Annotated in this window: 6 protein-coding genes; 2 read left to right on the top strand and 4 right to left on the bottom strand. The window is 51.6% G+C overall.

What is annotated here, in order from left to right:
* Positions 1-167 precede the first annotated feature (167 nt).
* Positions 168-809, top strand: coding sequence for a hypothetical protein (locus CFI03_RS24330; protein WP_116394283.1), 642 nt, complete (start codon positions 168-170; stop codon positions 807-809).
* 483 nt (positions 810-1,292) lie between these two features.
* Here CFI03_RS24330 and CFI03_RS24325 read toward each other — a convergent pair whose 3' ends face one another.
* The 4 genes from CFI03_RS24325 to CFI03_RS24310 all read right to left on the bottom strand — a co-directional run bounded on the left by CFI03_RS24325 (position 1,293) and on the right by CFI03_RS24310 (position 9,813).
* Complete coding sequence (locus CFI03_RS24325; protein WP_162862782.1) at positions 1,293-7,169, bottom strand: DUF3320 domain-containing protein; 5,877 nt, start codon at positions 7,167-7,169, stop codon at positions 1,293-1,295.
* A gap of 191 nt (positions 7,170-7,360) precedes the next feature.
* Positions 7,361-8,017: a M48 family metallopeptidase gene (locus CFI03_RS24320; RefSeq protein ID WP_116394281.1), complete on the bottom strand. Its 657-nt coding sequence runs from the start codon at positions 8,015-8,017 to the stop codon at positions 7,361-7,363.
* Positions 8,018-8,150: 133 nt separating this feature from the next.
* Positions 8,151-9,059, bottom strand: a complete 909-nt coding sequence (locus CFI03_RS24315; RefSeq protein ID WP_116394280.1) for a formylglycine-generating enzyme family protein — start codon at positions 9,057-9,059, stop codon at positions 8,151-8,153.
* 118 nt (positions 9,060-9,177) lie between these two features.
* A complete protein-coding gene (locus CFI03_RS24310; RefSeq protein ID WP_116394279.1) occupies positions 9,178-9,813 on the bottom strand; it encodes a glycoside hydrolase family 11 protein in 636 nt (211 codons plus the stop codon).
* A gap of 451 nt (positions 9,814-10,264) precedes the next feature.
* Here CFI03_RS24310 and CFI03_RS24305 point away from each other — a divergent pair, with 451 nt between their 5' ends.
* Entirely contained in the window at positions 10,265-16,348 is a 6,084-nt protein-coding gene (locus tag CFI03_RS24305; RefSeq protein ID WP_116394278.1) for an S-layer homology domain-containing protein, read from the top strand.
* Positions 16,349-16,394: the final 46 nt, after the last annotated feature.

Raw genomic sequence — 16,394 nt, 5'->3', positions numbered from 1 at the left:
GCCTCCCCCGTAAATCATATTATCACTTTGATAATATCAATATGACATAATGGATATCTGGAGTCAATAAGCATTTCAATAAAAGTTAATTTAAATTACCTCATGATTCCAAACAGTATATCCGATTAAAATTATGTAAAGATAAACAGAAATGGTAGGTGTGATATTTGTCGAACATTACTAAAGAAGAATTAGTTAAAGAAATAGCAGCACTAAGAAAATTAATTGAAAGTCATGATACTTACCTAACGAAATGCGTTAGATCATGTAAAAAAATAGAGACAAGTCTATCTAAAAAAGATTTTAACCATAACAAGTTAATTGAAATTAAGTATCAAATAATCCGTTTGAACAAAAGGATTAATAATACAGCTAACGATAAGAAGACTGCTCACCTTTATTATGCAGGATTCACTGTACTACTATATGGTTTTCTATCAATATTTTCAAAATCACTTCTTCAATGGAATTTAGACTTTGTAAGTCACGATATTATCACCTACACAAGATTTATTTTAATTTCGATACTAGGCTTCTTGGCCAGGCAGTATTCAAAAGGTGTAGGTGGGGATGAGGACATTTTATCCAGATTAATTATGTCAATTATCTTCCCAACTGTATTCGTAAGTTTATTTCTATACAATGAAGATAAAATATTAGAAATCTCTACGTTTAGCGTAATGTTCGCTGGAGGATTTAGCACCGAAATTGTTATTGGATTTCTAAATAATCTTGTAGATAACGCTAAAAAGATTCTTAATATTGATAACTCCATGATTAAAGAAAATAACAGCAACTCGACTCTATAAATAAAAAAATTTAAAAACATGTCCCCTTCACGACATGTTAATCCTCTTCTAGAGGACATCATAAAAACTTGGTTACGAGCTGGTTTCGGCATTCTACCGTCAGCTTAAATTATTTACGTTGAGCCCGGTTAGTTCCTGTAGGGCTCGTTGGCATATCGTTCAGAAGGCGTAGTAGCCACTCCTACTTATCTTTGAACAAGCTCTTAATTCTGAAACTCTATTAAGGGTATTAAAAAGAGCATTTTGTAATTCTATTCTTCCTCTATATGCAAACAAACGAACTATATCGATTTTTCTTAGGATGTTGACCTTTTTTAGCCATAAAAAAGACACCTCCTAGAATTTCATCGAATAAACCTAAGGGGTTTTTCCAATGTCTATTCTAAGAGGTGCACTTCAGTAAGCAGCCGTCATCGGCGGCGGCCTGCTAGGGCTTGAGGCTGCGCGGGGGCTGCTGAATCTGGGCGGTCATTCCCTTTTTCCTTATTTCAAAACAATCCGTTCCTGCTCATCGGATTGCACGTAATCCAGCTCAATGGCTTTCTGAATGCCATTACGGATAACCCGGTCAAGCGCATTGCCTGATCGTGCATAGCCGAGCAATTTTACAATCTGCTTGATTAAATCCTCTTGCGGCAGGCTGATCTGCGCAGCAAGCACAGCCTTCACCGCTGCCGCAACCTCCTCCGCAGGCAGCTCCTCAGCCGCCCGCCTTGCTTCTTCGGTTGCAACCCTGTACCGGTCGTAACCTGACGGTTCGCTGCCCTCCGGCCAGTAGAATACAACTCCATCCGAAACCGTCTCTACAGGCTTAAGCCGTACAATCAGGTCGGTGAGACGTTGGTCAAGCTTAGCCCCAAGACGGGTAATTCCCCATGCCTGTAACACCCGCTTCGCCAGCAGACTGCGGCTGATTGGACCTTCCTCGCGGATGACCTGCCTGATTTGTCCAAGGATCAGCTCCGTCGATGAGGGAGAATAGAAGAGGTCTGTTCCCAGCGAGACCGGTTCAAGCTGACAAGGTTTATACGCATTTAACGTATCCTGCTTACCCGTCGAGTCAACCACTGCAGGTTCTTCCGTAGCTTCCACAACATCCGCAGCAGTAGAAGGAGCGGTCACCGAATGAATCGTTACAACCGGTTCAGGAGGAGCAGCCGGCTCTGCGACAGGCGGCTTTTCCTTGGCTTGCTCAATCGCCTCGACCACCTGCCGAATCACATTGTCCTTGTTCTCCCACCATTCCGGACTCCATACACGCACAAGCTTCCAGCCAAGCTGCTCCAGCACCTGCTCGCGTAAAATATCCCTGTCGCGGGCAGCTTCCGCATCCCGGTACATCGGTCCGTCAAGCAATATCCCAAGCACGTATTGCCCTTTATTCACCGGATCAAGTACCCCGAGATCAATGCGGTAGCCCGACGCGCCTACATGCTGCTCCGTTTCATAACCAAGAGACTTCAGCTCGTCAGCCAAGCTGCGGTGAAGATTGGATACAAGCGCAATTTGCTCGGAAGCTGAACTCGCCGGCAGCGCGCGCTGGCCTTTTTCCGCGTAATCCAGGAAGGCTTTGAGGCCCAAAACGCCTGGCGAGCTGATCCGGCTCGCGTTCAAATGATGCGACATTAACGTCGAGTAAACCAGCATCTCGTATCTCGCACGGGATACGGCAACGTTCAGACGGCGCCAGCCGCCCTGCCGGTTCAGCGGACCGAAGTTCAGATTCACCTTGCCGGCTGCATCCGGTCCGTAACCTACGGAGAACAGGATCACATCCCGCTCATCGCCCTGCACGTTCTCCAGGTTTTTCACAAAGATGGGCTCCGGAAGCTTCGCAAATAAAAGATCCAGCTCCTGATCCAACTTCATCGTTTCCTCGAGCAGATCCTCGATCAAGGTCTGCTGCACGGAGCTGAACGTTACCACCCCAATACTGCGCTGACGCAATACCGGATCCTTCACTCTGCGGATCATTTCCGCCACAACCGCTTCGCCCTCCGCCCGGTTCTGCTTCGAACGTCCGCGGTCATAATAGCCTTCGACTGGTATAAGAGTCACGCTGGAAACCGGTTCATCCGGGGACGGGAAGGTCATCAGCTTGTTCTCGTAATAATGAGCGTTGCTGAAGGCAATCAGGCTTTCATGCCGACTTCGGTAATGCCAGGTGAGATGCCGCTCCGGCATGCCAAGCGCCAGACAGTCATCCAGGATGCTTTCCATGTCCTGCAGCGCTTCTTCTTCGTCCGTCTCGCTCGAATTTTTCGAGAAGAAGCTAGTTGGCGGCAGCTGCTTCGGATCGCCTACGATAACGGCTTGATGCCCCCTCGCGAGCGCTCCAACCGCCTGAGCCGTAGGGACCTGAGACGCTTCGTCAAAAATAACCAGATCAAACTTGGCGCCATTCGGATCCAAATACTGCGCGACCGAAATCGGACTCATCAGCATGCATGGCGTCAGCCTTGGAAGAAGATTCGGGATCTGTTCGAATAGCTTGCGAATGGAGAGATTCCGTCCGCCGCTGCGAATTCCTCTCTGCAAAATACCCGCCTCGGAGCTTTGCGCGGCTTCCACCGTCATTTGCGGGATTTTGGCCGATAAACGTGCCGCAATCTCCTGCTGGGTTAAGCTCAAATACTGCTGGTCCGCGGCTCTGAACCGCTCGATCGTATCCTCGAATAATTTGCCCGAGAAGGCCTGCAGGCTTTGATCCCTTGCAATCATATAGTTGGCAATGGATTTGTACAGCCCTCTCTCATAGGCGGCAATCAGTTGGGCATTAGCGACCTGGCCTTCTTCATACGGGGCAATCAGAGACATCAAACCTGCTTCTACCGCTTCCGTGCGGACCCTGCGCCAAGTCGTCCATTCGCGCAGTCGCTCGATATGCGTGGACCATTGCTTCGCTTTGTCTGCGATATATACAAGCCACTCCCCTGCATGCTCCGATGTCCGCAGCTTCTCGAATGGAATGCTGAGCAGTCTGGCTAGCTCTAACTCATCCGCCTTAATCCGTTGTTCAAGACTTCCTGCTCCTTGCAGGAGGGTAATCTGAGCCTGGTCATAACGGCCATCTAGAAGGACATCCGTTATTTGCTGTCTCAAGGAATTCGCAGCAGTCCGGCTGCCGGACCATTGAACAAGCGTTGCTTGCAGCTTTTCTACCCAATCGCAGGCTGCAGCAAGCTCCTCCCATTTGCCATCCTCCGCATCCGCCCATGCCTGACCAAGATAAGGCGCAGCAGCTGTTTTCATCGTCTTCAGCTTCAACTCTTCTTCCTGCCAGGCGGTTAGTTCCACGAGAGCGGGCTTGACCTGATCTTTAGAGAAGGAAGAGGCGTTAACTGCCAGACCTTTTAGTCGTTTAAAAATACGCTTTTGCCCCGACCACTTCGGCAGGAACCATTGCAGCTCCGTCCGATCCCATTCCGCCAGTACCGACTTTGAGTCCAGCGTGGTGACTTCCGTGGTGAATCTAGCGAAAACCTTCGCCCGGAGCTGATCTCTGCGCTTGCCTTGCTCGGCCGTTGCCCTCACTTGTGCCACTGCCTCTTCGACATCGGCAGCCTGATGGAAGGCCGGCTTGATCTCGGGAACTCGGCTCGCCAGCTCGCAGAGCTGCACCAGCACCTGAAGACGCTGATAGTTGAGATTTTCCGCATCCCCATTCAGCTTCAGGCGTCCCGCAGCCTGGCTTACGGTTTCACGTAGCTCGGCCAGCATCGGGATATATCGCTTCAGCACCTGATCCGCTTCCGATTTGATCGCTTGCGAATACGTAGTTAGCTCGGCGTCGCTCAAAGGATGAAGATGCGGCTCTCCGCAATCCGCTCCCGCAATTTGCAGACGTGCCGCGAGATCCTTCCAGAAGATCAGCTTTTCCGGCGTTAAGGCATCAATGGACGCATCGTCAAAATAGACGACGGCAGGAGCTTCTCCCGCCTGCTCGTACCCGGCTATCGCTTCGAATAAAGTCAGGCCGAAGGGATACTTATGGTGAAGAGCCGATACATAACCGTTCAGCTCATTCCTGAGCTGGAACAGACGGTCCGCCTGGCTGCTCCAGGAATCGGGTGCCGGAATCTTTTTCGCCTCAATAGCGGCAGCTAATTGATCCAGAACGGATTTTTTCGTGCTTTTATTCGAATGCAATTCCAGGCAAAATGGACCAAGCCCAATCTGCTCCAACCGGCGCTGCACGACGGATAAGGCCGCCATTTTCTCCGCAACGAACAAGACCCGCTTCCCTTGCGCCAGCGCATTGGCAATCATGTTCGTAATCGTCTGCGATTTGCCCGTGCCCGGAGGACCGTGAAGCACAAAGCTTTGGCCGCCTGCCGCCGCGCGAACCGCCGCTAACTGCGACGAATCCGCGCTGATCGGGATGGATAACCGGGTTGGGTGATCGAGATCCAGCGGAGTTGTCTCCTCCGGCTGCTCCTCCCCTTTCAACTGGCCCTCCATCAGGCTGGCTACGATTTTGTTGCGGGCAAGCTTATCCGCATGCGTGCGGATATCATTCCACATGACGAATTGGCCGAAGGAGAACAGGCCCAGGTAGGCGGTCTCCTCCACATCCCACCTTGGCACCTGAATCAGCGCATGGCGGAACACATGGAATACCTGCTTCAGGGCAATCCCCTTCTCGTCTCTAGGCAAAGGGTCTAGCCCGTCAATGCCGATGCCGTAATCCTGCTTCAGCATCTCCAGCAGCGTAATGTTCATCTGCGGCTCTTCGTCTCTTGCCCGGAGGACATAACCTTGCCGCGAGGACTTCCGGATAATATCAACCGGAATCAAAGCAATTGGAGCATAACGAGGCAGCTCGCTGACCGGAGTCTCATACCATTTCAGAAGGCCCAGCGCCAGATACAGGGTGTTGGCCCCATTTTCCTCAAGGGAAACTCGGGCTGAACGGTACAGATGCACCATTCTTCTCTCCAGCTCCACCGCATCCAGATCGACGCGCAGACGCTTCCGGTTGAACTCCTCTCTCAGAAGCTGAGCGAGCGGGTGGTCGTTATTAATGCTTTGGTACAAATCCGCATTCCGGCCGTTATTCTGCCAGTCATTAGGCTTCGCAAGCAGTTGGAATTCCTCGCCGTCTGCCAGCGCGTCCTCCAAATCTCCTAACTGAGCCGTAATGACCGGAATACTCGACTTGGACAAACGGAAGTTAAGAAGCGAGTTCCTAAGCGTCAGATCGAGCAGCCTGCGTTCCCATAACTTCTGGCGTGGGGATTGCGACAAAGCATCCACTTCCAGCGGTTTTTCAAAAACATCAACCAGCCCAGGCGCCGCCGCATCCGTCTCGCCGGGTGTCACCGCTTGAGGCTCTACAATCCAGCCTTCCGGCGTAGCCGTACGAATCGGCAGCGGGCGTACCGCCGCAGCGCGGGCTCTTCGAATATCCAGCACGCAGTCGAATTGGTCGGGATCCTGGAGGTGTTTTTCGGCTAATCCAACCGCTTGATCAAAGCTTGCCGTCTCGCCTTCCACGAAAGCCGTCGCTTCCACCACGCAAATCTGGTTCATTCCCGAAGCGATCCGCTTCGTTAGGACGGAGATATCATCCTGCACGCTTTCCGCAAAGGTCTCCTCCTCCAGCCATAAGCCGGAGAACGCATGCCCTTTCGTGAAGACGAGCAGCGGATGCAGCCCAACCGCCTCCAGACAAGCCGTGTAGAGAAGAGACAGGTCCAGACAATTGCCCATGCGATGCGTAAAGATCGTCTCCGGCAGACGTACGCGCTGCCCAATAACCTCAAAGCTTGGGGGTGCCACGTTATAAGCGATTTTCCGGTTCTGCAAAGCCGCATAGATTGCTGCCGCTTGCGTGCGCACCTTGTTCGGGTCCTTGCTCTGATAAGCAGTGAACGAAGAGCTTCCGGTCCATTTGGCCAAAATATCCGCGGCTTCCCGGACGACCTGCGCAATATGATGATGATTCGGCATCACAAAAGCCGCCGTCAGCTCCGGCAACACGGCAAGCCCGCTCCACTCATCGAAGGCTAATACGGCAATCGTCCCGCGTTCGCGGTAGACTTCAGAATCCCCTTGGAGCACTTGCAAAGTAAGCGTCCCGGTCAACCGTTCCGACAGATTCGCCAGAAAAGATGCCGACATCTGCAGGTTAACCGTTCCGAGATTAAGCGATTGGCCGGCTGGTAGGAGAGTGAAGTTTTTACTCCACTCATAAGCGAAATCGGGCTCGGATGTAATTCGGACCGTAAAGTTAGAAAGATCTTCTTCCGTATGATTATGTAGCTCTATACTTCTTACGACCGGCACGTGATTTTGCTGGATGCCGTAATTGACAATCTCGCTGAAGGACCAGTCGCAGGATATACGTTTATTATCCAAAAGTTTTAAACCTCCTTGCTCCATTTCTCTCAAATGATGTCAATAGTTTTACTATAGCACTAAAGGATTATTATTTCTGCTAATTTCGACATGAAAAAAGAGAGAGATTCCTCTCTCTCTTTTTTAAACAGATCGCTCCACTATTATACTGTTACATCCCTACATTCATGTCTATAGATAAAAACTGGCAACTACAGCGTCATCGCCTGCCCGTAACGGGCCAGATACGCTTCCTTGTCCTTGTAATCGGGCATGATGCTTCCGACCAGACGCCAGAAGGAACGGTCATGGTTCATGTGCGTAAGATGGCAGAGCTCATGGATAATGACATAATCGATCACTTCAACCGGCGCCATCGCGAGGCGATAGTTGAAGGTCAGCTTTTTGCTGGAGCTGCAGCTCCCCCACTTGGTCGCCGATTCGACAATGTCAATCGACTTGGGCTTTACCTTTAGCTTCTCTTGGTACGGCTTAATCCGCTCCGCTACAACCTTCTTGCAGCTAGCAAAATAAAACTTCCGGAGATTCAGCCTCAGCTCCTCCTCCGTTAAGCCTTCCGTCTCGATCAATTCATGGAGAGAATAGTATTTGCCGAGATGGAGGAATCTTCCTTCGTCCTCATACTCCCTGGTCTTCGGCACTGCAGCTTGCGCCTTCGCAATGGCCTGCAGCCGGCTTACGATTTCTTTTTCATGCTGCTTTACGGCCTGCTGAATCACTTCATCGCTTGTATCGTTAGGAGCCTTCACCGTAATGTGCCCCATGGAATCCATCTGGAGATACAGCTTCTTCCTGACGCCATAGAGGACGTTCACGTCTATTGTGTGATTTTCTAACTGAACCTTCATAGTCACCATCGTTCCTAGTCATTGTATAGGTATACAATAACACAAAGACACCCTATCAGCCGCTTGTTCTTCCCGAACTTCGCTCCCGATAGGGTGTGCTTTTTACAATAATGCCTGTGTGCGTGGCCACCGTCTACTCCCCGCGAACCAGTCGGAAGCCTTGATCCGGCCCAAAGCCGTTAGGCTCGAACTTGCCCCGGAAGGCCGATTCGGCGCTGCCGATATCTCCAATCCAGCCGCCGCCTTTGACGACCCGCATCGCGCCTTGCGGTACATCCTGCCCCACGTACCAATCCCAGCACCATTCCCGTACATTCCCCGTCATATCGTATAAGCCTAACTCGTTAGGCTTCTTGATGCCGATCGTTTTGGTCGCATCGTGGTTGTTCTCTATCGCAGGCCAGGTCCAGTCTCCTTCTAAATACTTGTCCCCCGCGTTTCTCCAATACCAAGCGACTTCGTTCACGTTATTGCTTCCGCTGTAGGTGAAGCTTTCGCTCTTCTGCCCTCCGCTTGCGGCATATTCCCATTCCGCCTCCGTCGGCAGCCGGTACCCGTTAGCGCCTTCGTTAATCGTAACCGTCCATTTGAGCTGGTCATGCTCGCTCTTGTTATTCGGGTCCTTCGTGTTCTTATCGATGCTGTAATAGGGCTTAAGCCCTTCCTTCACGCTTCTTGCATTGCAATATTCAATCACGTCGTACCAGCTGACCATCTCGACTGGCAGCTTGGCTCCGCTGAACTGGGATGGGTTGCTGCCCATGACGTTAACCCACTCTTCCTGCGTAACCTCGTATTTGCCGATATAGAAGTCCGGGAGCTTTGTGTCTTTCCCGTAATAGCTCGACTTCTTATTCGCGAAAATTCCGCCTTTCACCAGCACAAAGCCGTCATCCTTGTTGTTCTCCGCCTTGGCGGACTGAACGACGGCGTCCGATTGAGCAGGCTGATTCTGTGCTTTCTTGTCCGTCTGCGGCTCCTCCGAGCAAGCGCTGACCATAACTAATGCCGCTAATAGAGAGCAGGTTAAAAGCTTTCTCATCGGTTATTCTCCTTTGAGCATTCGAAATAGAGAAGGCCGCCGTCAGGGAGACCGGCCGGCCTTGGCTCTTTTTTTCCTATGGTAAGAAGCAATCAGGCACTCTTAGTAACTTAGCAGATTACCACACCGTTACGTTCGAGCTGCCGCTACTTTGATAGCCTTCTGTCGCGAGGACCTGGTAGGACCAGCTGCTGCCCAGGTTCATGCCTTTGCTTTTCCAAGCGTTAACATGGTTGGCAAACGTAATGGCAACGTTGCTGCCGGTTGCTCTCTTCGATTGACGGACGCTCCAATACTGCGTGAAGGTAGCCGTTCCATCGATGGATGGCGCGTTGACGCGTTGAGCCGTGTAGATGTCGTAAGTGCCGCCGTCGCTGCTCACCGTCCCTTTATAAGTACCGGTAGGCCGGTATGTACCCCAGCTGTCTACCACGTAATATTCGATCAGGGAGTTTCTTGTCCAGCCGTAAAGAGTCAGATAGCCATTGCCGCTTGGCGCCCATACGCCCGCGTTGTAGTTAATAACACGGGAAGCAGAGCCGGTAGTCCAGCCTTTACCTACAACGAAGTTGCCGGTATTCGACCAATTCACGCTATAGTTGCCGCCGGAGCCGTTAACCGCGTTCACCGTTCCGCCGCCATCCGTCCAGTTCTGCCAGTAGTCTGTTGCCGCATTTGCCGTTGCCGCGAATAAACCGATACTCATGGATGCTGCCAGTACTGCTGTCATAACCTTCTTTTTCAACTTAAACATAATCTACCTCCTGGGATTTTGATATGGCTTGTCACAACATTGTACCTACGACTTAACGTGAATCATCTCTGCGCGCTGATTCTCTATGAAGTAGATTGTTATTGTGTCTGACCCTCTCTGCTAAGCTTGGCAGCCACCTCCTTCTGAAGAAAATTATAGAAGGAAAACGCTTTCATAATAAGGATCAAATTAAAGGGTTATCCCCCTTGAATTTAACTTGTATGCAAGTATTTTTATTTTTGGAGCATCTTTGCAAAAGGTAAAGATAGTTCCATTACATGTAAAATTAATTGAATGAATACGCTTCCAAAGTTTTTTATAATAAAGCGGCGTAATTGAATACGGAAAGGGGGAACATCCGCGAGCCATTGCTTGGCAGACGCATTCACCATCACATCTTAGACGAGACACCTTGCAGCATGACCATCGTCCATTAAGGAGTGAGCAGGTAATGAAGATAAGCAATCCGCTTCAAAAAAGCCTTTCATTTGTTCTAGCGCTTGTTCTTGCTATACCACTGATCTCCCCTGCCCCGGCTGCTGCCGCCGAATCGGCGCCAACCGTGGTTACCATCGACGGCGACGCCGCCGATACGAACCCTGCCAATACGTTCAAAGGCTACGGCCTTGTGTCCGCCAATAATACATCCCGCCTGCTGCTGGATTATAAGGAAGAGCATCCCGAGCAGTACTGGGAAATGATGAATCTGTTATTCAATCAAGACTCCGGCGCTGGCATCAACGATATTAAGATCGAGATGGGCAACGACTCCAATACCTCCTCCGGCACCGAGCCCGCTACCAAGCGGTCGGCTGACGAAGAAGCCAATGTCCGCCGCGGTGCCGGCTATCTATTCGCAGCCGATGCCAAGACGATTAATCCCGACATCAAAGTCAGCATCCTCCGCTGGACGCAGCCAGGCTGGGTACAGCCCTGGAGCGACGGCAATACCGACCCTTCCCAGCCCGCTACATTAGCCGCCTATGAAAGAATGTATAAATGGTACAAAGATACCGCCATTGCCATTCATGACACCTACGGCTACGACCTCGACTACATTAACCCGGACCGCAACGAGACCGGCACTCCCAACGTCAACTTCATCAAGTGGTTCGCAAACCGCATGCGCAGCGACGCGGAATTCCCTAACCACGACAAGATCAAGATTATCGCTTCCGACGAAAATACTTCCCTCAACATTCCGACCCGGATGCTCGCAGATCCGGATCTGATGAATGCCGTGGACGTGATGGCTTATCACTATAACATGGCGACCAGCGCCGACTACCTGAAGGTCAACGAGCAGAATCAGAAGGAAGTCTGGTACAGCGAAGGCGTTGCACCTCAGACATTCGCCAAGTACCGTGCCAACTCGGATGAAAAATTCGGCGGCGTCGCCAGCGCGCTGGACGTGGCCGGCCGCTTCATCGGCATGTACACGCAAGGCAAACGGACGCATTACATGTTCCAGCCCGCGATTGGCGCGTTCTACAGCGGCGCTCCGTACAGCAGCAAGGAGCTGATCGGCGCCAGAGATCCATGGTCCGGCTACTACGTGCCAGACGTGGGTATTCAGACGGTCATGCAATTTACGCAATTCGCCGCCAATGACTGGATGTACATTCCTGACGCAAGCCTTGGCGTAATCGGCAGCCGCGGCAACAGCGAGATGGACGGCAACGCGGCCGGAGCGGAATATAACCGCCTTGCTTTTGTCAGCCCGGATAAGAAGGACTTCTCCGTCGTCATGGTGAATGACAGCGACCGGGTGGCCGAGTACCAATTCGACGTGAAGAAAAATATCGCAAACGCCGGCAACCCGCTTCAGGTTTGGGAAACACGCGGAGCCGACGCCGGGCAGGCTTATGACGCCAACTGGTACAAGCAGCTTGATAACCTTGCCTCGACCGACAATGGAGACGTGTATTCGTATACCCTCACGGTCAAACCGCATTCCATGGTCAGCGTGACCAGCACGACGGTAAACCCGAATACAGGCAATCCGCGCACGCCATACACGCGCAATAACGATATTCCGGAGCAGTCCGTGTTGGATGTTGACGGAAGCAATCCGGCCGTCCTGTACGAGGACGATTTCGAATATGCAAATTATCCGGCAGACAGCAATGGCCTCAGCTATATCGAGCGTCGCGGAGGCACGCCTCGCTATACGGCCGACCAAGGCGGTGCCTTCGAGGTGTATCCGGGCATCGGCCAGAACGGTTCTAATGGCATGAAGCAGATGATTTACTCCGGCAACAAACCGGGTACTTGGGCAACGACGCCATTCTCGTATACGGTGCTTGGCGATGAACGCTGGGCGAACTATGAGACCTCCATCGATTTCAAGATGGATCAGGACCCTACGCATACCGGAGATAACTATGTCGCGATCGGCATGCGACACAAGCTGAACGGTACCACCTCCGATTCGGAATCCGGCTATAAATTCCGGGTTTATGCGGATGGCACATGGCGTCTGATCCGCTTGACCGCAACGGTTGCAAGCGGCACTTTAACAGGGTTCGATGCTTCCAAATGGCATCGTATCTCCATTAAGGGAGCCAGCCAATTCATTACCGCATCCCTTGACGGCAATGTTGTAACAACCTACAACGACACGGCCAGCGGGGCTCCGCTCTCCGGTCAGGTGATGATTCAAACGAGCCTGCAGCAATCCGTTTTCGACAACCTGAAGGTGGAAGCCGTTAACGGTTATGTACCTTACGCAACGGAGCGGGTCGATGATCTGGATTCCCGCGTTACCTACCATGAAGGCAGCTTCCCGTGGTCGCATAGCTTATCCGGCGGCGCAGGCCGGTTGAACCGAACGATATCTACCAGCGGAACAAGCATTATGTTCAGCAGCGCCTCCAAGACCGAAGGTACGTTGAACCGTTGGTACATGGTGAAGAACGAAGGCAATACCGCAGCCTGGAGCTCGAACAGCACCAATGCATGGGCAGGCGAGACGGGCAGCTATGCCTCCCTCACCTTTAACGGAACCGGCGTTTCCGTATACGGCCAAGGACAAGGCACCAACGCGGTTGTCCGGATGGACGTGTACTTGGACGATTTTGGAACGGGCTATAATCATGACGCTTCCAAGCGAGTCGTTACAAGCAAAGCCTACGCCAACAACAGCAGCAGCCAGCTTATCTACCAGATCAGCGGACTTGCGCCAGGCGTGCATAATGTCAAAATCGTCAAAACCGCCGCGGCATCCGGCAGCGGCAACTACCTTTCCATCGAGAAAGCAGTCGTAACCGCCGATGCAACGGATCCGACATCATTTGAACTGCCGTTTACGGGCAGCGGCTTCCGTCTCGTAGGCGATACAGGAGCGGCAACCATAGATGTTGCGGTAGACGACAAGCTTGTAGGAACGAACGTTGCTATTCCTGCCGCTACGGTCAACCGGACGGATTCTTATTCCTATGAAGGCTTAAGCTACGGTCCTCATAGGCTGAAGGTCGCCGTGAAGGACGGCAGCTTCTCCATCGATGCGATCGATATTTTGGGAGAGGTGTACGGAACGGTATCCAAGGCTGCTCTCGCCGACTTCATTACCGAGGTTAGCGGATACGCGGAAGCGGATTACATGCCAACGGAATGGGGAGCTTTCAAGGCGGCATTGGAAGCTGCGCAAGCGGTTCTGGCCGACGAAGCGGCTACGCAATATAAAGTAGACCTTGCCTTGAACAATTTGAAGGATGCATCCAGTGCCCTCAAGCTGCGAACACAACCGGTTGCCGTCACGGGAACGTATCCAACCATTATCGCAACCCGATCCGGCCAAGCCGTTACGGGACTTCCGGACACCGTAAAAGTCACGCTTGCGGACGGAACAACGGATGCGGACGCAGCGGTTCGTTGGCTGAACAACACGCCGGAGCGCTTCGGCACGCCATACTCCAGCGTACAAGTGACCGGCGAAATTGTCGGCGGCAACAATCTATCCATTAACGTGCAGGTCGAAGTTGTTCCTGACAACCTGGTCTATTTCCTTGATCCAGGAGTATCGGACAGCACAACAACGCCACCTTATAATGCGGTCAAAGCTTTAGTAGGCGATGCCCTGCTTAATAATGCAGCCGACCAGCCTTCCACCGGCGATACTGTCTGGGGCCATACGCCAACCGATGCGAACTACAAGTATAAAGTCCTTACGGGTGCAGTTGTTGCAACGGATAAAAGCCAGACCGGGGTCTACGGCTCCGACACCTTGAACAACCCGATCGGCTACGTCCTTCCATTAACCGCGGGCGACTATACCATTACTTCCTTCCATCGCGACTGGTGGAACAACACGAACCGGACAATGGATATTACCCTGAGCTACAAGGATGCCGACAACAATGTCGTCACGCTGCCTGTACGTACTGGTCTTATCGCTGGACCTGACGGCACAACGGTGACCTATGATTTTACCCTGCCTATCGACAGCACGGTCACATATTCCATCAACAACACGTATACCGGCAACCAGGCGGCGCTAATCAGTTATCTTGGTGTTGCGAAGCGGGTTGCGGACCCTGCGGATGTGCAGGCTCTTGAGACTGCTAAGAGCATTATTGAAGCGGGTAATTATACAGTCAAGAAAGTGATGGCAAACTCGGAGGATGAAGTGAAGGCATGGCTTGCGGAGGATGCGATCCAAGGCTTGGATGGGTTAAGCTCAACTGGCGCTTCCGTTGATAGCATTACGCTGGATGCCTTCCAGGCTGCAAGAGAAGATATCAACGGCAGCTTCAGCTTTACCGTTCAATTATCGAAAGGGCTTGCGAAGGAGACGGCAGCTTCTGAGGGAGTTATTGCAGCAAAAGATACCGTTAAACCAGTCATCTCCTTGAACGGGGATGCAATCGTTAACCTGCCAATCGGCGCCGAATATACCGATGCGGGCGCTACCGCGCTGGATGATTGGGACGGCGATCTTACTGGAAGTATCGTTACGACGATTACGAACAACTTGATTGACGGAACCACGCTGGATACTTCCGTAGCCGGCACTTACATCTTCCACTACAATGTGAGTGATGCTGCAGGCAATGCAGCGGATGAAGTGACTAGATACGTTGTTGTGAGCGAAGATCCAGATACGGTGAAGCCGGTCATCACTTTACTTGGCGATGCCACAGTTAATCTGGCGAATGGAGTAAGCTACACCGATGCTGGGGCTACCGCATCTGATGACCGGGATGGAGATATTACCGGCCAAATTGTGAGGACCATTACTAATAACGTCAATAACGGAACAACGCTGGATACTTCCGTCGCTGGCACGTACACCTTCCACTACAACGTATCTGATGCCGCTGGTAACGCTGCAGATGAAGTAACAAGAACAGTTGTTGTAGCGGAGCGGGTACAGCCGCCAGTCGTAACGAATCCAACGCCATCTGAACCAACAGTTCCTGCAACTACACAGGTTCTGACGATTGCAGACCTGCATAATGCGGTATCCGGAACGATTACCGTCACTGTAGCTAACGGTAAGAATACAGTTCAGTTCCCTAGCAATGTAGTACAGCTTGTGGGAGACAACACCCTGAAGCTTGTTATGGATGGCATGACCGTATCGTTTACGAAGGATGATCTAGCTGGGATCATGGGAGCTGTAACAGGTGCTCAAGCTTCTGGGGCAAAAATCAGCTTCACTGCTGTTAAGGTGCCGAACAGTGAGGTGAATAGTCTGATTAACAATCAGGCTGTTAATGGTACTGTGAATCTGACAACAGCAAGTACTGTCTATGACTTCAGCTTGTCGGTTATCGGAGCAGATGGCACGGCTGTACCAGTCTCAACTTTTGATGAGCCATTGAAGCTGACGTTCAACGTTGATCCTAACGCGAATCCGGATCTGCTTGGCGTGTACTACATCGCTGCAGACGGAGCTTTACAATATGTTGGCGGAACGTTAGCAGACGGTGTGATGACAGCTTATGTTAAGCATTTCTCGCAATATGCCGTGCTTGATTACGGCAAGTCGTTCACCGATGTTAGCCCAGCCTTCTGGGCACATGATGTTATTCAACAAATGGCTGCCAAGCACATTGTCACCGGGATCAGCGACACCTTATTTAATCCGGAAGGCAATGTCACTCGTGCCGAATTTGCCGCTATGATTGCTCGGGCATTAGGTCTTGAAGCTGTTGATGGATCGGCAACTTTCCTCGATGTGAAAGCTGACGCCTGGCACGCTGGTTACATTGGAGCGGTAAGCAAGGCGGGGATCGTAATGGGTCGAAGCTCCACTACGTTTGCACCTAACGATGCCATTACCCGCGAAGAAATGGCCGTCATGGCCGTTCGGGCTTATGAGTATGTGAATGGGGGGGCGGCGGATGCTCTGAAAGATGCTGCTTCATTCACAGATAGCCACAACATCAGTGCTTGGGCACAAGATGCTGTTGGGCTCGCGCAGAAACTCAGTCTGATTAAGGGCCGAGACAATAATTTGTTTGCTCCGTTAGCGCTTATGACCCGCGCTGAAGGTGTGCAGGTTATGGGGAATTTGATTAATCATTTATAAAACTAAAACAAGATGGGGCCGTCTCAAAAGGTGATCGCTCAATGTA

The sequence above is a fragment of the Paenibacillus sp. ATY16 genome (genome assembly GCF_003399985.2).
Classification (GTDB): Bacteria; Bacillota; Bacilli; order Paenibacillales; family Paenibacillaceae; genus Pristimantibacillus; species Pristimantibacillus glycanilyticus.
Note: the sequence above shows the minus strand (reverse complement) of the source record. Positions and strands in the feature narration are given on the sequence as shown.